The 24,667-nt window shown below is 31.9% G+C and carries 25 protein-coding genes; 22 read left to right on the top strand and 3 right to left on the bottom strand.

The genetic code is table 11. The annotated features are described in order from the left end of the window. The 14 genes from infA to AX016_RS16725 all read left to right on the top strand — a co-directional run bounded on the left by infA (window position 1) and on the right by AX016_RS16725 (window position 12,252). Window positions 1-216, top strand: coding sequence for a translation initiation factor IF-1 (gene infA, locus AX016_RS16790; RefSeq protein WP_013305172.1), 216 nt, complete (start codon window positions 1-3; stop codon window positions 214-216). A 1-nt stretch (window position 217) separates the two neighbouring features. Continuing rightward, window positions 218-334 (top strand): type B 50S ribosomal protein L36, encoded by a 117-nt coding sequence (ykgO, locus tag AX016_RS16785; RefSeq protein WP_013621733.1) that lies wholly within the window; start codon window positions 218-220, stop codon window positions 332-334. Window positions 335-336: 2 nt separating this feature from the next. Beyond that, on the top strand, window positions 337-711 hold the full coding sequence (rpsM, locus tag AX016_RS16780; protein ID WP_013621734.1) for a 30S ribosomal protein S13: 375 nt from the start codon (window positions 337-339) through the stop codon (window positions 709-711). Between the two features lie 99 nt (window positions 712-810). After that, a complete protein-coding gene (gene rpsK / locus AX016_RS16775; RefSeq protein ID WP_013621735.1) occupies window positions 811-1,203 on the top strand; it encodes a 30S ribosomal protein S11 in 393 nt (130 codons plus the stop codon). Between the two features lie 97 nt (window positions 1,204-1,300). After that, complete coding sequence (gene rpsD, locus AX016_RS16770; protein ID WP_100896716.1) at window positions 1,301-1,906, top strand: 30S ribosomal protein S4; 606 nt, start codon at window positions 1,301-1,303, stop codon at window positions 1,904-1,906. Between the two features lie 16 nt (window positions 1,907-1,922). After that, entirely contained in the window at window positions 1,923-2,915 is a 993-nt protein-coding gene (locus AX016_RS16765) for a DNA-directed RNA polymerase subunit alpha (RefSeq protein WP_072303176.1), read from the top strand. Between the two features lie 36 nt (window positions 2,916-2,951). Next, complete coding sequence (rplQ, locus tag AX016_RS16760) at window positions 2,952-3,440, top strand: 50S ribosomal protein L17 (RefSeq protein ID WP_100896715.1); 489 nt, start codon at window positions 2,952-2,954, stop codon at window positions 3,438-3,440. A 109-nt stretch (window positions 3,441-3,549) separates the two neighbouring features. Further along, on the top strand, window positions 3,550-4,656 hold the full coding sequence (carA, locus tag AX016_RS16755) for a glutamine-hydrolyzing carbamoyl-phosphate synthase small subunit (protein WP_100896714.1): 1,107 nt from the start codon (window positions 3,550-3,552) through the stop codon (window positions 4,654-4,656). 136 nt (window positions 4,657-4,792) lie between these two features. Beyond that, entirely contained in the window at window positions 4,793-6,085 is a 1,293-nt protein-coding gene (gene eno / locus AX016_RS16750) for a phosphopyruvate hydratase (protein ID WP_100896713.1), read from the top strand. Window positions 6,086-6,324: 239 nt separating this feature from the next. Beyond that, window positions 6,325-7,608, top strand: a complete 1,284-nt coding sequence (locus AX016_RS16745) for a citrate synthase (RefSeq protein WP_100896712.1) — start codon at window positions 6,325-6,327, stop codon at window positions 7,606-7,608. A gap of 121 nt (window positions 7,609-7,729) precedes the next feature. Next, window positions 7,730-8,641 (top strand): dimethylarginine dimethylaminohydrolase family protein, encoded by a 912-nt coding sequence (locus AX016_RS16740; protein ID WP_100896711.1) that lies wholly within the window; start codon window positions 7,730-7,732, stop codon window positions 8,639-8,641. Between the two features lie 18 nt (window positions 8,642-8,659). Next, window positions 8,660-9,592 (top strand): citrulline utilization hydrolase CtlX, encoded by a 933-nt coding sequence (gene ctlX, locus AX016_RS16735; RefSeq protein WP_100896710.1) that lies wholly within the window; start codon window positions 8,660-8,662, stop codon window positions 9,590-9,592. Window positions 9,593-9,651: 59 nt separating this feature from the next. Then, entirely contained in the window at window positions 9,652-11,424 is a 1,773-nt protein-coding gene (gene argS / locus AX016_RS16730; protein WP_100896709.1) for an arginine--tRNA ligase, read from the top strand. Between the two features lie 15 nt (window positions 11,425-11,439). Next, entirely contained in the window at window positions 11,440-12,252 is an 813-nt protein-coding gene (locus tag AX016_RS16725; RefSeq protein ID WP_100896708.1) for a zinc-dependent peptidase, read from the top strand. On the opposite strand, the gene AX016_RS16720 is transcribed toward AX016_RS16725, so the two are convergent. The 3 genes from AX016_RS16720 to AX016_RS16710 all read right to left on the bottom strand — a co-directional run bounded on the left by AX016_RS16720 (window position 12,249) and on the right by AX016_RS16710 (window position 16,279). After that, window positions 12,249-14,669 (bottom strand): TonB-dependent receptor, encoded by a 2,421-nt coding sequence (locus AX016_RS16720; RefSeq protein WP_232732650.1) that lies wholly within the window; start codon window positions 14,667-14,669, stop codon window positions 12,249-12,251. The genes AX016_RS16725 and AX016_RS16720 overlap by 4 nt on opposite strands. A gap of 94 nt (window positions 14,670-14,763) precedes the next feature. Beyond that, complete coding sequence (locus AX016_RS16715) at window positions 14,764-15,672, bottom strand: FecR family protein (protein WP_100896706.1); 909 nt, start codon at window positions 15,670-15,672, stop codon at window positions 14,764-14,766. A gap of 94 nt (window positions 15,673-15,766) precedes the next feature. After that, a complete protein-coding gene (locus AX016_RS16710; RefSeq protein WP_100896705.1) occupies window positions 15,767-16,279 on the bottom strand; it encodes an RNA polymerase sigma factor in 513 nt (170 codons plus the stop codon). 116 nt (window positions 16,280-16,395) lie between these two features. Between AX016_RS16710 and AX016_RS16705 the strand changes: the two genes are divergently transcribed. The 8 genes from AX016_RS16705 (at window position 16,396) to AX016_RS16670 (ending at window position 24,634) form a co-directional block, all read left to right on the top strand. Further along, the gene (locus AX016_RS16705; protein ID WP_100896704.1) at window positions 16,396-18,114 is read left to right on the top strand and encodes a hypothetical protein; all 1,719 of its coding nucleotides are present in this window, start codon (window positions 16,396-16,398) and stop codon (window positions 18,112-18,114) included. Between the two features lie 133 nt (window positions 18,115-18,247). After that, window positions 18,248-19,588: a signal recognition particle protein gene (gene ffh, locus AX016_RS16700; protein WP_100896703.1), complete on the top strand. Its 1,341-nt coding sequence runs from the start codon at window positions 18,248-18,250 to the stop codon at window positions 19,586-19,588. 49 nt (window positions 19,589-19,637) lie between these two features. After that, window positions 19,638-20,525 (top strand): bifunctional 5,10-methylenetetrahydrofolate dehydrogenase/5,10-methenyltetrahydrofolate cyclohydrolase, encoded by an 888-nt coding sequence (locus AX016_RS16695; RefSeq protein WP_100896702.1) that lies wholly within the window; start codon window positions 19,638-19,640, stop codon window positions 20,523-20,525. 153 nt (window positions 20,526-20,678) lie between these two features. Then, a complete protein-coding gene (locus tag AX016_RS16690; RefSeq protein ID WP_100896701.1) occupies window positions 20,679-21,644 on the top strand; it encodes a sulfurtransferase in 966 nt (321 codons plus the stop codon). After that, complete coding sequence (locus AX016_RS16685) at window positions 21,645-22,370, top strand: helix-turn-helix transcriptional regulator (RefSeq protein WP_100896700.1); 726 nt, start codon at window positions 21,645-21,647, stop codon at window positions 22,368-22,370. It abuts the gene before it with no gap. Window positions 22,371-22,412: 42 nt separating this feature from the next. Continuing rightward, entirely contained in the window at window positions 22,413-22,874 is a 462-nt protein-coding gene (locus AX016_RS16680) for a GyrI-like domain-containing protein (RefSeq protein WP_100896699.1), read from the top strand. Between the two features lie 104 nt (window positions 22,875-22,978). Continuing rightward, on the top strand, window positions 22,979-23,653 hold the full coding sequence (locus AX016_RS16675) for a hypothetical protein (RefSeq protein ID WP_100896698.1): 675 nt from the start codon (window positions 22,979-22,981) through the stop codon (window positions 23,651-23,653). 123 nt (window positions 23,654-23,776) lie between these two features. Continuing rightward, entirely contained in the window at window positions 23,777-24,634 is an 858-nt protein-coding gene (locus AX016_RS16670) for an alpha/beta hydrolase (RefSeq protein ID WP_100896697.1), read from the top strand. Window positions 24,635-24,667 lie beyond the last annotated feature (33 nt).

Raw genomic sequence — 24,667 nt, 5'->3', positions numbered from 1 at the left:
ATGGCTAAACAAGCAGCGATAGAGCAAGACGGATCTATAATTGAAGCATTATCTAATGCAATGTTTCGCGTAGAGTTAGAAAACGGACACGTGGTTACAGCGCATATATCTGGAAAGATGAGAATGCATTATATTAAATTATTACCAGGTGATAAGGTGAAATTAGAAATGAGCCCTTATGACTTGACTAAAGCAAGAATTACATATAGATATTAAGATGAAAGTAAGAGCATCAATAAAAAAGAGAAGTGCCGAGTGCAAAATAGTGCGCAGAAAAGGACGGTTGTACGTAATTAATAAAAAGAATCCTAGATTTAAACAAAGACAAGGGTAATTATGGCAAGAATTGCAGGTGTAGATATACCAAAACAGAAAAGAGGAGTTATAGCTTTAACGTACATATTTGGTGTAGGTAGAAGTAGAGCTAAAGAAATTTTAGCTAAAGCCCAAGTTAGTGAAGATACAAAAGTATCAGATTGGAATGATGACGAAATAGGTCGTATTCGTGATGCTGTATCTGAGTTTACTATTGAAGGTGAATTACGTTCAGAAATTCAATTAAGCATCAAACGTTTAATGGATATCGGATGTTACAGAGGAATTCGTCATAGGTCAGGTTTACCTTTAAGAGGTCAAAGAACTAAGAACAACTCTAGAACTAGAAAAGGTAAGAGAAAAACTGTTGCTAACAAGAAGAAAGCAACTAAATAATTAAAAGTCATTAGTATTTAGAAGTTGGATTGAATCTGTCTGAAATGTTAAAGTTTAGGATTCTAATACTAACAACTAACAACTAAAAACTAGAAAAATATGGCAAAGTCAAATACAAAAACAGCTAAAAAACGTAAAGTTATAGTTGAATCAGTTGGAGAAGCACACGTAACAGCTTCTTTTAACAACATTATTATTTCTTTAACAAACAAAAAAGGAGATGTAATCTCTTGGTCATCTGCCGGTAAAATGGGCTTTAGAGGATCTAAGAAGAATACACCTTATGCTGCGCAAGTAGCATCTGAAGATTGTGCTAAAGTTGCACATGAAGCAGGACTTAGAAAAGTTAAAGTTTATGTAAAAGGACCTGGTAACGGTAGAGAATCTGCAATACGTGCAATTCACAACTCAGGAATTGAAGTAACAGAAATTATTGATGTTACTCCATTACCACACAACGGTTGTAGACCTCCAAAAAGAAGAAGAGTTTAATTAATTTAATAGCCCTATGGGCGTTTCACAGAAAGTGTAGTTACGATTATCGAAGGATAAGCCTTAATTCATAATCTCACTTTCAAAATAATAGAAAATGGCAAGATATACAGGACCTAAAACTAAAATCGCACGTAAATTCGGAGAAGCGATATTTGGAGAAGATAAGTCTTTTGAAAAAAAGAATTACCCTCCAGGACAACACGGTAACAATAGACGACGTGGTAAAAAATCTGAATATGCTGTCCAGTTAATGGAAAAGCAAAAAGCTAAATATTCTTACGGAATTTTAGAAAAACAATTTAGAAACTTATTTGCTAAAGCAAACAGCAGTAAAGGTGTTACTGGTGAAGTTTTACTTCAATTATGTGAATCTCGTTTAGACAACGTTGTTTACAGAATGGGTGTTTCTAATTCAAGAAGAGGAGCAAGACAATTAGTTTCTCACCGTCACATTACAGTTAACGGTCAATTGGTAAACATACCATCTTATTCTTTAAAGCCAGGTGATGTTGTAGGTGTTAGAGAAAAGTCTAAATCATTATCTGCTATACAAGATGCATTGGCTGCTAACAGTCGAGTATACGAGTGGATTACTTGGAATTCTGAGAAAAACGAAGGTACTTATGTATCAATTCCAGAAAGAGTTCAGATTCCAGAGAATATCAAGGAACAACTAATCGTCGAGTTATACTCTAAATAAACAACCTAATTCAACTATGGCATTATTAAATTTTCAGAAGCCCGATAAAGTTATAATGATCGATTCTACAGATTTTGAAGGGAAATTTGAATTTCGTCCTTTAGAGCCTGGTTATGGATTGACTGTTGGAAACGCATTAAGAAGAGTATTACTTTCTGCATTAGAAGGTTTTGCAATTACTTCTGTAAGAATGGATAAAGTAGAACATGAGTTCTCTGTTATTCCAGGTGTTGTTGAAGACGTTACAGAAATGATTCTAAACTTAAAACAAGTTCGTTTTAAGAGACAAATAGAAGATGTTGAAACTGAAACTGTTTCAATTTCTGTAAGTGGTAAAAATCAGTTAACTGCGGGTGATTTTCAGAAATTTATTTCTGGGTACCAAGTATTAAATCCTGATTTAGTAATTTGTAATATGGATGCTAAAGTTAGCATTAATATGGAAATTGTTATTGAAAAAGGAAGAGGATACGTGCCGGCAGAAGAGAATAAAAAGCCTGGTGCTGCTATAGGAACTATTCCAATAGATTCTATCTTTACGCCAATTAAAAACGTAAAGTATAGTATTGAGAACTATCGTGTTGAACAAAAAACTGATTATGAAAAATTAGTTTTTGAAATTAGTAGCGATGGATCAATAAATCCTAAAGATGCTTTAACTGAAGCTGCAAAGGTTTTAATTCATCACTTTATGTTATTCTCTGATGAGCGTATTACATTAGAAGCTGATGAAATAGCTCAGACTGAGACTTATGATGAGGAATCATTACATATGCGTCAGTTGCTTAAAACAAAATTAGTAGATATGGATCTTTCGGTTCGTGCACTAAATTGTTTAAAAGCAGCAGAAGTAGATACATTAGGAGACTTAGTTTCTTTCAACAAAAACGATCTTATGAAGTTTAGAAACTTCGGTAAAAAATCATTAACAGAATTAGAAGAATTAGTGATTAATAAAGGATTGAGTTTTGGAATGGACTTGTCAAAATATAAATTGGATAAAGATTAATTTTATTTCCACTAAGGAGATATATAAGATAATATAATGAGACACGGTAAAAAAGTTAATCATTTAGGAAGAAAAGCAGCGCATAGAAAAGCTATGTTAGCAAATATGGCTTGTTCTTTAATTGAGCACAAAAGAATTAACACTACTGTTGCTAAAGCTAAAGCTTTAAAACAATTTGTAGAGCCTTTAATTACTAAATCAAAGGCAGAAAACAACCAGTCTGTAGAGAAAGGTACTCACAACAGACGTATAGTGTTTAAAAACTTAAGAGATAAGTACGCAGTAACAACTTTATTTGGTGAGGTTTCTTCTAAAGTAGGAGACAGACCAGGTGGTTATACAAGAATTATTAAGCTTGGTAACAGGTTAGGTGATAATGCTGATATGGCTTTAATAGAGTTAGTAGACTTTAATGAAGTTTATAACGCTGGTAAACCAAAAGAGAAGAAGAAATCTAGAAGAGGTAGAAGCAAAAAGGCTGTAGCGCCTGTAGCAGAAACAAAATCAGATGATTCAGAAGAATAAAATAATGATTTTATTTTTTAAATATTCAAAAGGGATAGACTTATAGTCTGTCCCTTTTTTTTATGTTAAATTTGTATAATAGAAATATTAAGGATTAAATTTTTATAGGGTGAAATATCAAGCAAGAAAAAAAGCGCTAATATTATTAGCAGACGGTACAATTTTTCACGGTAAAGCTGTTGGTGATGCAGATGGTACAGCATTTGGTGAAGTTTGTTTTAATACTGGTATGACAGGGTATCAGGAAATTTTTACAGATCCATCTTATTTTGGGCAAATTATGGTTACTACCAATGCACATATTGGTAATTACGGTACCAATAAAGAAGAGGTAGAGTCTAATTCTGTTAAGATTTCTGGGCTGGTTTGTAAAAATTTTAGTTATGATTATTCTAGAGTAGATGCGGATGCTAGTTTACAAGAGTTTCTAAATAACAGTAACCTTTTTGCTATTTCTGATGTAGATACAAGAGCTTTGGTTAGCTATATTAGAGATAATGGTGCTATGAATGCGGTAATTTCTACAGATGTAGATAATATAGAGAGTTTAAAAGAGCAATTGGCAAATGTTCCTAGTATGGAAGGTTTAGAATTATCTTCTAAAGTTTCTACTAAAGAACCTTATTTTTATGGAGATGAAAATGCAAAATATAAAATTGCTGCCTTAGATATAGGAATTAAAAAAAATATATTGCGTAACCTAGCTAAAAGAGATGCTTATATAAAAGTGTTTCCTTACAACGCATCTTATAGTGAGTTAAGTTCTTTTAATCCTGATGGTTATTTTATTTCTAATGGGCCTGGTGATCCAGAACCTTTAACTGATGCTATACAAACAGCTAAGGATATCATTGCTAACAATAAAACTTTATTTGGTATTTGTTTAGGTCATCAAGTGATTGCTTTAGCAAATGGAGTTTCTACATATAAAATGCATAATGGGCATAGAGGAATTAATCATCCGGTTATGAATATTACTACTGGTAAAGGAGAAATTACTTCTCAAAACCACGGTTTTGCTATTAATAGAGATCAAGCAGAGGCTAATAGTGATTTAGAAATTACACACAAACACTTAAACGATAACACTGTTGCTGGTATAAGAATGAAGAATAAAAATGTTTTTTCTGTACAGTATCACCCAGAAGCAAGTCCAGGTCCTAACGATTCTAATTATTTGTTTGATAATTTTTTCGAATTAATTAAAAACAGTTAGAACTAAATAATACGATATCGTTTTCGTTTAAATTATAGTTAATTATTGGTATAGTTATGGCGTAAAACTCACGGGTAATGGTACACTTTTGTATCTTTACGAGAAGATTATATCAACCTAAAAAATAAAAAATTCTATGAGTATTATCATAAATGTGCATGCAAGGCAAATATTAGATTCAAGAGGTAACCCTACTGTAGAAGTAGACGTATATACAGAAAATGGTGTTTTAGGTAGAGCCGCAGTTCCTTCTGGTGCTTCTACGGGTGAACATGAAGCTGTTGAGTTAAGAGATGGTGGAGATATTTTTATGGGTAAAGGTGTTTTAAATGCCGTTGCAAATGTAAATACTACTATAGCTGAAGAAATTATTGGAATGTCTGTTTTTGAACAAAACTTAGTAGACCAAACAATGATAGATTTAGATGGTACGCCAAATAAATCTAAATTAGGAGCTAATGCAATTTTAGGTGTTTCTTTAGCGGTTGCTAAGGCTGCAGCTAATGAAATGGGAATGCCATTATACAGATACGTTGGTGGTGTAAGTGCAAATACGTTGCCTGTTCCTATGATGAATATTATTAATGGAGGTTCTCACTCAGATGCGCCAATAGCTTTTCAGGAATTCATGGTAATGCCTGTAAAAGCTAAAAACTTTACGCATGCTATGCAAATGGGAACTGAGATTTTTCACCACTTAAAAAAAGTATTACATGATAGAGGTTTAAGTACAGCTGTTGGTGATGAAGGTGGTTTTGCCCCAAATTTAGCAGGTGGTACAGAAGATGCTTTAGATACTATTGCAAAAGCTGTTTCTAATGCAGGTTATAAGTTGGGTGATGAAATTATGATTGCTTTAGATTGTGCTGCTGCAGAATTTTTTGTAGATGGTAAATATGATTACACAAAGTTTGAAGGCGATAAAGGTGTAATTAGATCATCTGAAGAGCAAGCACAGTATTTGGCAGATTTGTCTGCTAAATATCCTATTATTTCTATTGAAGATGGTATGGATGAGAATGATTGGGATGGCTGGAAATCTTTAACTGAAAAAGTTGGCGATAAAGTGCAATTAGTTGGTGATGATTTATTTGTTACAAACGTAGAGCGTTTATCTAAAGGGATTAAGAATAATATAGCAAATTCTATCTTAATTAAAGTAAATCAAATAGGTACGCTTACAGAGACTATAGCAGCTGTAACTATGGCTAAAAATGCAGGTTATACATCTGTAATGTCTCACCGTTCTGGAGAGACAGAAGATAATACAATTGCAGATTTAGCAGTTGCATTAAACACAGGGCAAATTAAAACAGGTTCTGCTTCTAGATCTGACCGTATGGCTAAATACAATCAATTATTGCGTATTGAAGAGGAATTAGGTACTGTTGCATACTACCCGCAAATGGATGCCTTTAAAATAAAATAAAAAAAACTAGTTTTAGTTTATTGAGCCGCTCTGTATAAGAGCGGCTTTTTTGTGCTTAATTGTCAAATTAATATAATATATAGCAAATTCAATTCTCTTTTTATTGTAAACCTATTTTTAGGCTTATATTTTTAAAAGAATTAATGTTATTAAATGTATAAATAGTGCTAACTAATTGATAAACTAGTGTCTTTTTCTTAAATTTACAGTTCGATTAATAATATTAGTAAATTATACCAATGTCAGATAAAGTTACTTTAGAATTTAACGGGAATAAATATGATTTCCCAGTAGTAGAGGGCACAGAGAAAGAACAGGCCATAGATATAAAAACATTACGTTCTGCAACCGGTTTAACAACAATAGATCCAGGATATAAAAATACAGGCTCTTGTGAGAGTGCTATTACATTTTTAGATGGTGAAAAGGGTATTTTAAGATACCGTGGATATTCTATTGAAGAGTTAGCTGAAAAAGCAGACTTTTTAGAAGTAGCTTATTTATTAATTTTTGGAGAATTACCTAACGCAGAGCAGTTAGCTAAATTTCACTCAGATATAAAAAAGGAGTCTCACGTAGATGAGGAGATGAAAAAGATTTTAGATGGTTTTCCTAAGTCTGCACACCCAATGGGCGTGTTATCATCTTTAACAAGTGCTTTAATTGCATTTAACCCATCTTCTGTAAATGTTACTTCAGAAAATGATATGTACCACGCAATAGTAAGAATTTTAGCAAAATTCCCTGTTTTAGTTGCTTGGACATTAAGAAAGAAAAAAGGTCTTCCGTTAGATTACGGAGATGATTCTTTAGGTTACGTAGAAAACATTCATAAAATGATGTTTAAGAGACCTAGTGAAGAGTACAAGTCAAATAAAGTTGTTATAGATGCTTTAGATAAATTATTAATTTTACACGCAGATCATGAACAAAATTGTTCTACATCTACTGTAAGAATTGTAGGTTCTTCTCATGCAGGTTTATTTGCATCTTTATCTGCGGGTATTTCTGCTCTTTGGGGTCCATTACATGGTGGTGCAAACCAAGCAGTATTAGAAATGCTAGAAGCTATAGAAGCTGATGGTGGAGATACTAAAAAATATATGGCTAAAGCTAAGGATAAAAATGATCCTTTTAGATTAATGGGCTTTGGACATAGAGTATACAAAAACTTTGATCCTAGAGCTAAAATTATAAAAGTAGCTGCTGATGAAGTATTAAATGATTTAGGTATTAACGATCCAATTTTAGATATCGCTAAAGGTTTAGAAAAAGAGGCTTTAGAAGATCCTTATTTTGTAGATCGTAAATTATATCCTAATGTAGATTTCTATTCAGGTATTATTTACAGAGCATTAGGTATACCTACTGAAATGTTTACAGTTATGTTTGCATTAGGAAGATTACCAGGTTGGATAGCTCAATGGAGAGAAATGAGATTAAATAACGAACCAATTGGTAGACCAAGACAGGTTTACGTTGGTGAAAATCACAGATCTTTTGTAGAAGTAAACAAAAGATAAACTGTAATAACATACATTGTTTATAAAAGCCTTTTTGATATTTCAAAAAGGCTTTTATTATTTTAGGGATTCTTATTTTTATTTAGAAAAATTCGTTTCATATTTGCATAAAAATTAGTTTATGCGTCAAATAAATGTGAAAAACGAAACTTCTAGGTTAAAAACAGTTGTTTTGGGAACCGCAGAGAGTTGTGGATCTACGCCCACAGCAGAAGAAGCTTATGATCCTAAATCTTTAGAGCATATTTTAGCGGGTACATATCCGGTAGAAAAGGATATGGTTACAGAGATGAATGCTTTTGAGGCTGTTCTTAAAAAATACAATGTAGAAGTATTAAGGCCAAAACTGCTAAAAGATTGTAATCAGATTTTTTCTAGAGATATAGCTTTTGTTATTGACGATGTTTTTTTTAGAGCAAATATTTTACCAGATAGGGAGGAAGAATATTTAGCAATACAATACATTGTAGATCAAATAAACCCTGATAAGGTTATAGAACTACCTGAAGAAGCGCATATAGAAGGCGGTGATGTTATGCCTTGGAACGACCATATTTTTATTGGTACCTATACTGCAGAAAATTACTCTCACCATATAACTGCCAGAACAAATAAATTAGCAGTAGATCATATAACAAAGCTTTTTCCTAATAAAACAGTAAAGTCTTTTGAGCTACGTAAATCTACCAATGCAAGAGAAAATGCACTGCATTTAGACTGTTGTTTTCAGCCAATTGGTAAAGGCAAAGCTATTCTTCATAAAAACGGTTTTTTAGTAGAAGAAGAATACCAGTGGTTGGTAGACTTTTTTGGTAAAGAAAATGTGTTTGAAATTACAAGTGATGAAATGTACAATATGTTTAGTAACATTTTTTCAATCTCTGAAGAGGTTATTGTATCAGAAAAAAACTTTACAAGATTAAATGATTGGCTAAGAGCACAAGGCTTTACGGTAGAAGAGGTGCCATATTCAGAAATTTCTAAACAAGAAGGTTTGTTACGTTGTAGCACATTACCATTACTAAGAGAATAATATATTTATAATATAACTATGCAGGTTACTAATACAATTTTAATGATAAGACCAGTTGGTTTTCGTAAAAACGAACAAACAGCTGTAAACAATTATTTTCAAGAAGACCTTGACATTAAAAATGCAGAAATAAACAAAAAAGCTCAGGCAGAGTTTGATGCTTTTGTTACACAATTACGTTTTAAAGGAGTAGATGTGGTTGTTGTAGATGATACTAAAGAGCCAGATACACCAGATTCTATTTTTCCTAATAACTGGGTTTCTTTTCATGAAAATGGTACTGTAGGTTTATATCCTATGTATGCAGAGAATAGAAGAAATGAACGTAGAGAAGATATTTTAGACATCTTGGAGGAAAAAGGTTTTAGTATAGACCATACTATAGATTATACTAGTGCAGAGGATGAAGAGCTTTATTTAGAAGGTACAGGTAGTATTTTATTGGATAGAGTAAATAAAAAAGCGTACTGCGCACTATCTGTAAGAGCAGATGAAGATTTATTTATAGAATTCTGTGAAGATTTTGAGTATACTCCAGTTATATTTACTGCAAACCAATCTGTAGAAGGTAAGCGTTTACCTATATACCATACCAATGTTATGATGTGCTTAGCAGAAGATTTTTCTGTAATTTGTTTAGATACTATAGACGATAAAAAAGAGCGTAAAAATGTAGTTAAGCATTTAAAAGAAGATGGTAAAGAAGTTATAGCTATTACAGAAAAGCAAATGCATTCTTTTGCAGGTAATATGCTTCAGGTAATGGGAGCAAAAGATAAGCGTTACCTGGTAATGAGTTCTGCAGCATACCATAGTTTAACAGAAAAGCAAATTGAAGCAATAGAAAAAACATCAGAAATTATACATAGTTCTTTAGAAACTATAGAAACTTGTGGTGGTGGTAGTGCAAGATGTATGATGGCAGAAGTATTTTTACCAAAAACAAACTAAAATCTATCTTATAGAAAAAGATAAAAGCCGTAATTTTACAGGCTTAAATACAATTTATAATGAATATCCAAGAAGTGTTAACGCAAAAGGTAAAAGATGCGGTTTTATCTATTTATAAAATAGAGCTGCCAACAGTAGAATTTCAGCCAACAAGAAAAGATTTTGAAGGTGATATAACTGTAGTTGTTTTTCCTATTCTGCGCTTTGTAAAAGGTAATCCTGCACAAATTGGAGAACAAATAGGATTGTATTTAAAAGAAAATGTAGAAGAAGTAGAAAACTTTAATGTAGTTAAAGGTTTTTTAAACATTGTAATTAGTGATGCTTTTTATGTAAACTTTTTCAATAGTGTTAAAGATACAGAGAACTATGGTTTTGTAGCAGAAACGGCAGATGCTGTTATGGTAGAATATTCTTCTCCCAATACTAATAAACCATTGCATTTAGGGCATATTAGAAATAACCTATTAGGTTATTCTGTTGCAGAAATTTTAAAAGCATCTGGTAAAAAAGTATACAAAACCCAGATTATTAACGATCGTGGTATACATATTTGTAAAAGTATGTTGGCTTGGAAACTTTTTGGTAACGGTGAAACTCCAGAAAGTACTGGTCTTAAAGGTGATAAGTTAGTAGGTAATTACTATGTTAAGTTTGATAAAGAGTATAAAGTACAAATAGCAGATTTAGTTGCTGCTGGTACAGATGCAAAAGAAGCAGAAAAGCAAGCGCCACTTTTATTAGAGGCACAAGAAATGCTACGTAAGTGGGAAGCTGGTGATGAAGAAGTGGTTTCACTTTGGAAAATGATGAACCAATGGGTTTATAGTGGTTTTGAGGTTACTTATAAAAATTTAGGAGTAGATTTTGACTCATATTACTATGAGAGTAATACCTATCTTTTAGGTAAAGATATTGTAGATGAAGGTCTAGAAAAAGGTGTTTTCTACAGAAAAGAAGATGGTAGTGTTTGGATAGATTTGTCTGACGAAGGTTTAGATGAAAAAATTGTATTACGTGCAGATGGTACAGCAGTTTATATGACGCAAGATATTGGTACTGCAATACAGCGTACTAAAGATCATCCAGATGTAAATGGTATGGTTTATACTGTTGGTAATGAGCAAGATTACCACTTTAATGTATTGTTTTTAATACTTAAAAAATTAGGCTTTTCTTGGGCAGAACAATTGTATCATTTAAGTTATGGTATGGTAGATTTACCTAGCGGAAAAATGAAAAGTAGAGAAGGAACTGTTGTAGATGCTGATGATTTAATGAAAGATATGACAGCTACAGCAGCTAGCATTTCTGAAGAATTAGGAAAGTTAGACGGTTACACAGATACTGAAAAAGAAGAGCTTTACAGGGTAATTGGTTTAGGGGCTTTAAAATACTATATACTAAAAGTAGATCCTAAAAAACGCATTTTGTTTAATCCTGAAGAATCTGTAGAATTCCAAGGTAATACAGGACCCTTTATACAGTACACCTATGCAAGAATACAGTCTATTTTAAGAAAGTCTGATTTTGATTATACGGCAACTGTAAAGGCTGGTGACTTGCATGAAAAAGAAAAGGAGTTATTAAAGCAAATGCAAATGTTCCCTTCTGTTGTTCAAAATGCAGCACAGAGTTTTAGTCCGGCTTTAATAGCAAATTACACCTATGACTTAGTTAAAGAGTTTAATTCTTTTTACCAAAATGTACCAATTTTACCAGAAGAAGACTTGCAAAAGAAAATATTTAGAGTGCAGTTGTCTAAGAAAGTAGGTGAGATTATTAAATCTGCATTTGCCTTGTTAGGTATAGAGGTACCTAACCGTATGTAATTATAAAGATATTAAATGAATGATGATTTAGGAGTTAGTATATTTGGTATTGTTGCTTTAGCGTGTGTTTTTGGATATTTTATTTATATTTTATATTACATAGCAGATTTATACTTTTTTACACCTTCTAAAAAGAATATTAAACTATCTGCTGCAGATGAGCATTTAATAGTAAAGTATTTACCAGCATATTCTTTATTATCTCCAAAACAAAAACAAAAGTTTAGAAATAGAGTATCTAGGTTTAGAGCAAATAAAACATTTATTTTCTCAGAAAAGAGCTCTAAAGATGAAGAAATTAAGCTGCTATTGTCTGCAACGGCAGCTTTTTTAATGCTTGGCTTTAAGGATTACAGAATAGCAACTATTCATAAAATACTTATTTATCCTTCAGCTTATTTTTCTACAATAACAAAACAAAATCATTTAGGAGAATATAACCCGCAATTAAAAACATTGGTTTTTTCTGCAGAACATGTACTAAGTGGTTTTGAAGACGCTACAGATAATTTAAATTTAGGAGTGCATGAGTTTGCGCATGCGTTAGCTTTTCATTTTAAAAAAGACTTAAAATATACAGCTGTTAAGTTTAGAAAAGGAATGGCTAAAATGGAAAAGCTTTTAAATGATAAGGCTTTTTTAGAACGTGTAGAAAGAACAAAATACTTTAGACCGTACGCAACAACAAATATTCATGAGTTTTTTGCGGTAACATTAGAGAATTATGTAGAAACTCCATCGGATTTTGCAGCTACTTTTCCGGAGCTGTATAATATAATAACTCGTATGTTAAATTTTGAAGAGTTTAGCTTTCACCATAAACTTTAAAAGCTAATTCTAAAACTAGCATTTGGTGTTATTCCTAAGGATACGCTTTCTACGGTTTCTATTTCATTATCATTAGTAACTCTGTAATATCTATTTAAAATATTCTCTTTGTTTAAAATATTTAAGATTGATGCACCAAAAGTGGCCTTACATGTGCTACCAATTTTAAAGTTGTATAGTGCAGAGATATCTGCTCTAACATAATTGGGTAGCCTACTACTGTTTGGTTCTTTGTAATTTATTTTTGCAGGAAAGCTTAATATGTTTAAAGCGTTTTCACCTTCTTCTGGTTCTGTATAGGGCTTTCCAGAGTTGTAATTTAAACCTATACCAAGTTTAAAATCTTTGTAGTTGTATGTACCAGCAAAAGTAACAGTGTGTCTAATATCTAGATTGTTAGGAAATGTTGTTGGACTAATGTCATTATAAGTGTAATTATTTAAATTATAGGTATAGCTTAACCAAGTACTATAATTTGTGGTTTTTTTATTAATTAAAAACTCAATGCCTTTAATGTTGTATTTTCCTATTTCGCCATTAAACTGGTCTTGGTTTTGGAAACCTTGTGTTAGTGTACTTATACCTTCTACATTTTTGTAAAAAGCTTCAATACCAATGTAGATGCTATTTTTGTCGTAATTAAGTCCAACAGATAACTGTTTGCTAGTAGTTATTGGCAACTCGTCCTCATTAGCTAAAATCCATCTTCTTTTTTCTATTCCTAAAAAGTTTTGTTCTAAATCTATAATTTGGTTAGTAGATTGGCTTTTGTACTCTCCTAATATTGATGCGTTTAAATTTTTGGCAATGTTGTAGTTTACATTTAAACGTGGTTCTAAAATCCATCTTTTAAAGGTGTTTAAATTTTCTATATAATTTAATCTTGCACCTGCTTTAGCTTTTAATTTTGTTGTGTTGTAATTTATCTCGCTAAAAATAGCATTTGTTCTAATAACGCCTTTAATGTTTTTTCTATAAGGTGGTTGTGATACGTTGGTTAGGTTTAAGATACCGGTTTCTATAAGTTGGTAGCCACTTAAAACATTAACGTTATTATTTAACTTGTAGTTTATGTTTAATTTTAAACCACTTTCTAATACTTTATTGTTTTGTTGTAGTTCTTGTTTATTGGAAACTGCTAACGTATTTAAATTGTAATATGTGCGGTACGCATTAACTTTTGTACTTAGTTTGTTGTTCCAAGTACTTTCCATACTACCTCCAAAAGAAGTGTTTTGTTGATCTAAATTACTATTACTATTTTCCTCGTTAGTACTTGTTTCTGCATATTTTAATGCGTTGTTCATTTGTATAAAACTAAAACGCAATTTGTGATTTTTATTTAAGTTATACATTGCTTTAGCGGTAATGTCATAAAAATAAAAATCTTCTTTTCTGGTTATTTCAGTATCTTTTGTATCGCTTTCTATATCGCTATCCTGAAAAGTTTTATCAAAATACCTGTTGTATGTAGGGGAGTTTAAAAAATCTGTTACAGATCTTCTTGCAGAAAATTGAAAAGCTCCTTTGTTTGTGATAGGTACTTGTGCATAAATATCTGCACTTATCATATTAAAACCTGTGCCAAAAAAAGAATCATCTATGTTATTATTAGTTCGCATATCTATAACGCTACTAATACCATCGCCATATTGCGGACTTGTTCCGTTTTTAGTTATAGTAACACTATTAGTTAAATATGGATTAAAAGCAGATATTAAACCAAAAAAATGTCCAGATTGGTACATTTTGATATCTTCCCATAAAACAAGATTTTGGTCGTTTGTACCACCACGTACATTAATGTCAGAGACTGTTTCGTTACTACTTTTTATACCAGGTAATGCTTGTACAGTTTGCAACACGTCTGGCTCTATAAGTCCTGGTAATATGCCAAAATTATTTGTTTTTAAAACAATACTCCCATCTAAAGATTTGTTTAATCCTGTAGTTAAAAATTTAGAAAGTATTATCTCTTTTAATTCTACATAATGTTCACGTAGTAAAAAAGTTTTAACAGGTTTGTTTTTATTTAATTCCAATGCATTAAAATGCATAGTCTTATAGCCAATAAAACGCACTTTTATTATAGCGTCTTGTGGTACATTATTTAATAAAAAATATCCAGTAGAGTCTGTAACTGTTGCAAGTTCATTATCTAACACTTCAATTGTAGCGCCATTTACAGTGTTTTGCTCGTAATTATCTAAAAATTTACCGTGTATACTAATGGTGTTGTCTTTAGATAATGCATAGTACCGTTTATTTAACTTAGTTAAGGTTAACGATGTTTTCTCTGCTACAAAATTTAGAATGCTTTCTAAATTATTTGTTGTAGCAGGTGTAATAGTTAAAGTGTCTGTATCTTTATTTGCAAAAGATATTCTAATATTAAATTGCTCCTCTATTTGATGCAAATACTTAGTTAAAGGTAAGGTGTTATTAGTTTTTTGCGCATTAGTTATAAAACTAAAGGCAAAAAACAAACAACAGTAAGTAATTTTTAGACAGTTATTCCTCAACATAAAACAACACCTTATCCTCTTCTAATGTATAACTTATTTTAGAGGGTATACTTATACTCTTTAACGCAAGATTTAAATCCTTGTTGTTAAAAGATCCTGTATATAGTTGTTCTGTATTTACGTTTTTGGTAGTTACGGTTAAATTAAATTGTCTTTGTAGTTCGTTTAAAACAAATTCTAATGGTATACTTTTAAATGTACTTTCGTTTAACGTCCAAGATGGTACTAGTGTTTTAACATGGCTAAGTGGTGCTACTTTACCATTAATAACCATAAAAGAAGTGCCACCAGGTACTTTGTAGTCTGTACCGTTGTAGTTTACATTTACAAGCCCTTCATAACAAGTAACTTCAAAAAAGTTAGCTCTAGTTTCTACGTTAAATTGTGTTCCTAAAACACTAATGGTTCCGTGGTTTGTAGTTACTGTAAATTTTTCTCCTTTAGCAACTTTAAAAAAGGCTTCACCTTCTAAAGAAACATCTCTATTTTTATCCCAACTGTTTTTATTGTAAGCTATTTTAGACTCGGCATTTAAAAAAACCTCAGAGTTGTCTGGTAAAGTAAGTTCGTTATTTTGGGCGTAATCTGTACTTATGGTTTGGTCTAAAGTAGTGGTGTAAAAATAGCCTAAACCGCAAATTAGTACTACAGCAGCAGCTATACTTATGTATTTTTTAAACGGATTTAATTTAACAACCTTAGTTTCTTTAGCAGCATTACGTTTATTGTTAATTGCCTGTAAAGCTTTATCTTGGTTAAACTCTGGGGCCTGCATCTTATTAGATGTAGCTATTATTTTTTGGTAAGTGGTATATTCTTCGGTTTTTTTAAACTGAATAATTTCCTCTTCTGTTAATTCGTTATTTAGCCATTTAGCTAGGTAATTCTCTTGCATAACTTTTGCTTTACGTAGGTATAACAATCAATAAGTAAAAAACCCTACTTTATATTTTAATTTTTATCAATTTATATAATTATGAATCAATATATTAAATTCCATCTATATGTTCTCTAAGTGATTTTAGAGCCAAATGCATTCTTTTTTCTATAGCTTTAACACTAACACCTTCTAATTCTGCAATTTCTGCATATTTCTTTTTGTCAATTCTATTTAATAAAAAAGTAGTTCGTTGGTTTTCGGGTAAATTAGCAAGGGCGTTATCTAATTTTGTTTGAAATTCTTTTTCTTCAAGTAAAAATTCTGGAGTTTCATTAGTAACATCTGTATTTAGGTGTGCATATTTTAACCTTACTTTATCAGCCTTAATCATATTTAAATATAAATTATTGGCTATCGTGTAAACATAAGATTTTGCTTTGGAAGGTAATACCTTAGCGCAATTTTCCCATAATTTTACAAAAGCTTCTTGTACCGCATCATAAGCCTTTTCTTCATTCCCAAACTTATAATATATGTAATTAAATACCGTTTTAGAATTGGTGGTAAAGATTTGGTTGTATACCTTTTCTTCGCAAACGTTAGTGTCATTCTCTATATTCAAAACTAGATAGGTTTATTTTTTTCAAAGGTATTTTAAAAAAATGATATTTTGTTGGTAGGGTTTTTTTTAATTGAATTGTTATAGGGGTATAAAAACAAAAAATAAACCAAATTATTATGAAAAAAGTTTTCGCAAAATTTATGTTCGCAATCCTACTTATGGGAACATTTAGTCTAACCTCTTGTCAAGAAGAGTTTGAAGAATTACCAAACAATAACGATGGTAAAGCTATTGAATCTACTTCTGCAACAGCATCTTTAATTAAAGGGACATCCTCAAAAGATGGTTCTTATGATAATATAGTTGATGGCGCTAGTTGTTTTGCAATACAATTTCCTTACACCGTTAGTGTAAACGGGTTAGACATTACAATAGATTCTACTGATGATTTAAAATTAATTGAAGAAATTTTAGATGAAATAGATTCTGATGATTACAACTTACAAATTACTTTTCCTATAAAAATTACTTTATCTAATTACACAGAATTAACTATAAACAGTAAAGAAGAGTTAATGGCTAAAGCTGAAGAGTGTGTAGAAGGTGGTGAAGATGATGATATTGAATGTATAGATTTTGTATACCCAATAGATGTTTTTAGCTTTAATACTAATTTAGAAATTACTAGTACAACAACAGTTAAAAGCGACAAAGAATTTAGATTGTTTTTTGCAAATTTAGGAGATAATGATATTGTTGGATTAGATTTTCCTATCACTTTAGAAAAATACGATAACACTAAAGTTGTTGTAAATAGCAATGCAGAATTGGCTGCTGTGTTAGAAAACGCTAAAGATATGTGTGATGAAGATGATGACAATGATTATAATGATGACGATTTTACAAAAGAGAGATTAGATACATTTTTAATTGATTGTCCTTGGTTAATACAAGAAATTTTTAGAAACAATCAAGAGCAAACAGAGCAGTATTTAGAGTTTGTAATGGACTTTAATGAAAACGGAAGTGTAGTTACTAAAAACAATCAAGGTAATTATGTAGAAGGTACTTGGTCTACAGTTGTTAATACCAATAGCAATAGAGTTGAGTTAAAAATGGAGTTTGAAACTATGGCAGATTTTAACTTAGATTGGTACGTTTATGAGTTAAATGATAACAAGATAAAATTATTAGCAAATAACGGAAGTGATAAAATTATATTGGAAAAACACTGTGAGTTATCTGATAATGGGTCAAGTGAAGAGCTTAAGAATTTGTTATACGGTTGTAAGTGGAATTTTGTTGTGCCAAGTAGTTCTTCTATTGGGTATTATAATGTTAAGTTTTTAGAAAACGGAGATGTTAGGTTTGTAGATGATAACGGAAGTGTTTTTACTATAGATACTTTTTCAACTTGGGCTTTAGAGGGTAACATTATTGTTTTTTACAATATTAATCAAGAGATGATTTCTGAAAAATGGAAAATAGCATCATACTCAGAAAATCAAATGTTTGTAGATATCTACAATGAAGATGAGAGAATATACCAAAATGTATTAGAAAGAAATTGTGATGATGCAGGTGCTTGCAGTGATGCTGATATAAATGAAGCTTTATCGGGAGGTTGTAAATTTAAAATCACAAATGTAGATGGTACTTTTTCTGAAGAGTTGTTAATAGATTTTTCTAACAGCAATATTCACGCTTACGATGCTAACAATACAATAGCAGATGAAGGTGCTTGGTCTTTACAAAGCGGGGTGTTAAGTTTTTTAGCCTTAAGCTTAAAATTAGGTAACTATAATGGAGAATGGAAAGTAATAGAATGTGGTACAGATTCATTTAAGTTAGAAAAAGGAGAAGAAATTATTGTCTTAACCAAAGTATGTGACTAGTAATAGTACATAATAATTATGCTAAAGGGCTACTTTTTTTAAGTAGCCCTTTTTTTATACTATATTTTTTGGCTTAAACCACACACTTCCCAATGTAATTATTAAATTTGCAATTCCAGAAAAAAGTAGACTTATGTTCAATAATTTAAGTGAAAAGTTAGATAAAGCGTTCCACGTCTTAAAAGGACACGGACAAATAACAGAAATTAATGTTGCCGAAACTTTAAAAGAAGTTCGTAGGGCTTTATTAGACGCCGATGTTAACTTTAAAATTGCAAAAGAATTTACAAATAGAGTAAAGGAAAAAGCACTAGGTCAAAATGTACTAACAACATTACAGCCTGGCCAGTTAATGGTTAAGTTGGTAAAAGATGAGCTTACAGAGCTTATGGGGGGCGACGCAGAAGGTATAAACCTTTCTGGTACACCATCTATAATATTAATGTCTGGTTTGCAAGGTTCTGGTAAAACAACTTTTTCTGGTAAACTTGCAAATTATTTAAAAACCAAAAAAACTAAAAATCCACTATTGGTAGCTTGTGATGTTTATCGTCCTGCGGCTATAGACCAGTTACATGTAGTTGGTGAGCAAATAGGGGTAGATGTATTTTCAGATCGTGGAAACACAAATCCTGTTGCAATTGCAGAGGCTGGTATAGCACACGCAAAAGCAAACGGACATAATGTGGTTATTATAGATACCGCTGGTCGTTTAGCTGTAGATGAAGAAATGATGACCGAGATTGCTAACGTACACAAAGCAATTAAACCACAAGAGACATTATTTGTTGTAGATTCTATGACTGGGCAAGATGCTGTTAACACTGCAAAAGCCTTTAATGATGTTTTAAATTTTGATGGTGTAATACTGACAAAATTAGATGGTGATACTCGTGGTGGTGCAGCAATATCTATTAAATCTGTAGTAACTAAACCAATTAAATTTATTGGTACAGGTGAAAAAATGGATGCAATAGACGTTTTTCATCCTTCTCGTATGGCAGAACGTATCCTAGGTATGGGAGATGTTGTGTCTTTAGTAGAACGTGCTCAAGAGCAGTTTGATGAGGAAGAAGCCCGTAAAATACAAAAGAAGATTGCCAAAAATAAATTTGGGTTCGATGATTTCTTAAAGCAAATTCAGCAAATTAAGAAAATGGGTAGCCTTAAAGATTTAATGGGTATGATACCTGGTGCTGGTAAAGCATTAAAAGGTATGGATATAGATGATGATGCGTTTAAACACGTAGAAGCAATTATACATTCTATGACTCCTGTGGAGAGAGAAACTCCAACAATGCTTAATGCTAGTCGTAAAAAGAGAATAGCAAAAGGTAGTGGTAGAACTGTGCAAGAAGTAAACCAATTACTAAAGCAGTTTGACCAGATGAGTAAAATGATGAAGATGATGCAAGGCGGTGGCGGCAAAAAAATGATGCAAATGATGGGTGGTATGAAAGGAATGCGCCCATAATTAAATAAAAATATTTTCAATATAAAACCATCAAACTAACAATCTGATAATGGAATTACTAGACGGGAAAAAAGTATCAAACCAAATTAAAGAGGAAATTACCGTTGAGGTAACCAAAATGAGAGAGCGTGGAGAAAAAGTACCACACCTAGCAGCAATTATTGTTGGTAGTGATGGGGCTAGCTTAACGTATGTTGGTAGTAAAGTACGTTCTTGTGAGCGTGTTGGTTTTGAGTCTACTTTGGTGCAAATGCCAAGTACAACTAGTGAAATAGAATTGCTTCGTAAAATTGAAGAGCTTAACCAAGATGATGAAATTGATGGCTTTATAGTACAGTTACCTTTACCACCACAAATTGATACACAAAAAGTACTTTTAGCGGTAGATCCAGACAAGGATGTAGATGGTTTTCACCCTACTAACTTTGGTAAAATGGCTTTAGATATGAGTACATTTATACCAGCAACTCCATTTGGTATTTTAGAGTTGTTAGAGCGTTACAAAGTAGATACTAAAGGAAAACATACTGTAGTTATAGGTCGTAGTCATATTGTTGGTAGACCAATGAGTATTTTAATGGGGCGTAAAGGTTGGCCAGGAAATTCTACGGTAACCTTAACGCATAGTGCAACAAAAAATATTACACAAATTATTTCTCAGGCAGATATTGTTATCTCTGCATTAGGAGTGCCTAATTTTTTAAAGGCAGAAATGGTAAAAGATGATGCTGTAGTTATAGATGTTGGTATTACACGTGTAGTAGACGAAACAAAACCAAAAGGATATTATATTACTGGTGATGTAGATTTTGAAAACGTAAGTAAAAAAGCCTCTTTTATAACACCTGTTCCTGGTGGTGTTGGACCAATGACAATTGCTATGTTGTTAAAAAATACGTTACTAGCAAGAGAACGTCATAGAAACGCTAATAGATAAAAATAAAATAGAATTTTAGCTTAATAAATTTAGCTATTCTTAGTAATTATATAAAACCATTGCATTCTGTGTAATGGTTTTTTTTATGTTAATAAGTTAGCGCCAAACCAACCAATTAATTGGGTAATTTTAAGGCCGCATAAATATATAAAAATGAAAACACCCCTTATCTCGGCTAAAGAATTAGAAGCCTTATTGGTAGATGAAACCAACATTATAATTTTAGATGCTAGTCCGGCTACAAACGTATCAGGATTAAGTAGTGACCTAGAAAATTTGCAAATAAAAGGAGCTCGTAAATTTAATATTAAAGCTAATTTTAGTGATGCATCTAGTGACTTTCCTAATACAATACCAAGTGCAAAACAGTTTCAGGAAGAAGCACGTAAATTGGGCATAAAAAAAACGAGTAAAATTGTAGTGTATGATAATTTAGGTGTGTACACATCACCAAGAGTTTGGTGGTTGTTTGCTACATTTGGTCATAATACTGTAACAGTTTTAGATGGTGGCTTGCCAGAGTGGGTAGCTCAAGGTTTACCAACAGAAGAAACAGCTAAAAAAAGGGTGCCATTGGGTAATTTTATAGCAAATCAAAAAGAGTTTGCTGTTGTAAATTTTTCAATGGTTAAAGAAAACACAGAGAGCACCACTGCTTTGGTTGTAGATGCACGCTCTGCAGGCAGGTTTAATGGTACAGAGCCTGAACCTAGAGCAGAATTGGCTAGTGGCAGTATACCAGGTTCTGTTAATCTTCCTTTTACAGATGTTTTAGAGGATGGTAAATTTAAATCAAAAGAAGAATTAAAGGTTATTTTAGAGCCAATTTTTGCAGAAGATAAACCGTTGGTTTTTAGTTGTGGTTCTGGTTTAACAGCTTGCGTTATATTATTAGCAAGTAAATTGGTAGATGATACTAAAGATACATCTGTATATGATGGTTCTTGGACAGAGTGGGTACAGTTGTATAAAGAGGAAACAGATGAAGAAGAAGAAGACTCAGAAACAAAAGATGAGGTTTTAGGTGAAACTAATCAAGAAGAAGCTAATAAAGCAGGAAAATTAAATGATGATGAAGATTTGAATAATGAAGAGATAAGCAGAGAAGAAGAGGAGTAAATGGAAAAAGGGAAGCCTAGATTGGTTAGACTTACAGCAATTGTTACGCAGTTACAAACAAAAAAAGTTGTAACAGCAACAGAATTGTCTGCCAAGCATAAAGTTAGTGTTAGAACTATTTATAGGGATATACGAACTTTAGAACAATCTGGGATTCCTATTTATACAGAAGAAGGTAAAGGCTATTCTTTAGTAGACGGTTATAAGTTGCCACCTGTTATGTTTACAGAGGAAGAGGCAAATGCATTAATTACTGCAGAACAAATTGTTAGTAGAAATAAAGACATCTCCTTTGTAGAAAAATATAGTAGTGCTGTAGAAAAAATAAAATCGGTTTTAAGATATTCTCAAAGAGATAAATCGTCTTTACTAACAGAGCGTATAGATATTAGAACAAATTTAGAGCAAAAAATTACAAGCAACTATTTAATGCAGTTGCAAATAGCGTTAACTAATTATAAGTTATTACAAATAGATTATTTATCGTTAGAACGTAATAAGACTACAAGAATAATAGAGCCTTTTGCGCTTATACATAACAATGACAATTGGGTATTAATAGCCTTTTGTAGGTTACGTGAAGATTTTAGAGCATTTAGGGTAGATTGTATTCAGCAACTAGCAATGTTGCCAAGTTCTTTTGAGCCCCATAAAATTACATTGCAAGAGTATTTTGACATTGAAAGAAAAAAATGGGAAAATACCCCTGACATACCTATGACATAGAGCTGGTTTATTTTTGATGAAAATCAATATAAAATAAGAATTATGAAAACTGAAACTCTAGCATCTTTTAATGTAATAGGTATTAAAGTGCGTACTACAAATGAAAATGCACAAGCAGCAAAAGATATTGTTGTATTATGGAATACTTTTATGTCTGAGCAAATTTTAGACAAAATTCCTAATAAAATAAGTACCGAAATTTTTTCAATTTATACCAATTATGAGGGCGATTATACAAAGCCGTATGATACTATTTTAGGATGTAAAGTTGCTAGTGTAGATGAGGTTCCAAATGGTATGGTAGCACATACTGTTAAGGCATCAACCTATAAAAAATGCATAGCAAAAGGAGACTTGTCTAAAAACGTAGTGTATAATAAGTGGTTAGAAATTTGGGAAGCAAAAGAAGCTCGTTTATATACTTCGGACTTTGAAATTTATGGTGAAGCAGCAAGTAATCCAGAAAATGCAGAGGTTCCCATTTTTATAGCTATTAAGGGGTGATTTTTTTTAGTTTAACGAAAATTCCTATGTATTTTAAGTTTTGTTTGTCTCTTTGGTAAGATTTTTTCTATTTTTAAAATCAAATCAAACCAAACCAAAACTCAATGACCAGAGAAGAACAACTTGTATTTTGTAAAAAATGCACCAATCGTAAATTAGATATGCAAGAAGGTTTACTATGCGGTTTAACTAACCAAAAAGCAGACTTTAACTTAAAGTGTAGTACTTTTAATTTAGATGAAGAAGCAGAAGAACGTCTTAGTAAAACTGAAGAAATAGGTGGGGAGGAAGCCACTATTGCAGTGTCAGAAAAAGAATTAGAAAAATTAAGAACGCATCAAAATTATAAATTAGCTTTAACCGCTGGTTTGGTAGTTGGTCTTTTGGGAGCTTTACTTTGGGGTTTAATTACTGTTGTTACCGGGTATCAAATAGGGTATATGGCAATAGCTATAGGGGCAGGAGTTGGTATTGCTATGCGTTATTTTGGTAAAGGAATAGATCCTATTTTTGGGTTTACAGGTGCAATTATTGCAATCTTAAGCTGTGTTTTAGGAAACTATTTTAGTATTGTAGGCTTTATGGCAGATTACGCAAGTGTTGGTTATTTAGATGTAGTAACGGCTTTTAACTTAGATGAAGTTTTTTCATTAATGACGGAATCATTTAGTCCTATAGATATTTTATTTTATGGTTTTGCTGCTTTTCAAGGATATAAATTTGCTTTTAGAGTAGTTACGGAAGAAGATTTAGTATCGCTAAAAAAAGAAAGATTTTAAAATTTATGTTTGTTACTTCTTGGTAGGTTAACCAATATATTACAAGCTTTAAAGAGAATGTAGTCCAAAACAGGACTACATTTTTTATATTTAAGAAGCATTAGCCTACTTAAATATTGTTTTATGAAAAAGTTAATACCTACTATTTGCTTTTGTTTGTTGTTTGGTTTTATAACCAAAGCGCAAACAGGTAAGGTTTTTGATAACCTAAAAGTTACTAGTGAAATTTTAAAAAGCGATCGTAACTTCTCTATTTACCTTCCACCAGATTACGAAACTTCTAAAAGAGATTACCCTGTGTTGTATTTACTGCACGGAGCAGGGGATGACCATACTGGATGGGTTCAATTTGGAGAGGTTTTACATATAGCAGACAAAGCCATTAAGGCAGGTAAAGCAACACCAATGATTATTGTAATGCCAGATGCTAACACAGGCAAACGTGGGTATTTTAATACTGATAATTGGCTTTATGAAGATTTCTTTTTTAATGAGTTAATGCCTTATGTAGAGGGTAAATACAGAATTAAAGGTGAAAAAAGATACCGCGCTATATCTGGACTATCTATGGGTGGCGGCGGTACTTTTATGTATGCTTTGCATAGACCAGAGTTGTTTTCTTCTGCTTGTCCACTTAGTGCTTCTGTAGGTATGTTGCCACAAGACACAGTAAAAATAAAAGATTTTGCAGAAAGCGAAAATAAGTCTATTGATAAAATGCGAAAGTATTTTGAGAAACACTCGGTTATTTCTTTATTAGATACTATACCTTTAAGTGATGTAAAATCTGTGCGTTGGTTTATAGATTGTGGTGATGAAGATTTTTTGTTTGAAGGCAATAGCTTAGTTCATATTTCTATGATGAAAAAGAAAATACCACACGAATACAGAGTTCGTGATGGGGCACATAATTGGACGTACTGGAGGGAGTCTTTACCAGAGGTTTTAAAATTTGTGTCGGCAGCTTTTCATCAGCATTAGCTACGCATACAAAAGCTATAAACTAAAAAAGCT

The organism is Cellulophaga sp. RHA19 (assembly GCF_002813425.1).
Lineage (GTDB): Bacteria > Bacteroidota > Bacteroidia > Flavobacteriales > Flavobacteriaceae > Cellulophaga.
The sequence above is the reverse complement of the archived record's forward strand: the minus strand, read 5'-3'. Positions and strand labels throughout refer to the sequence as shown.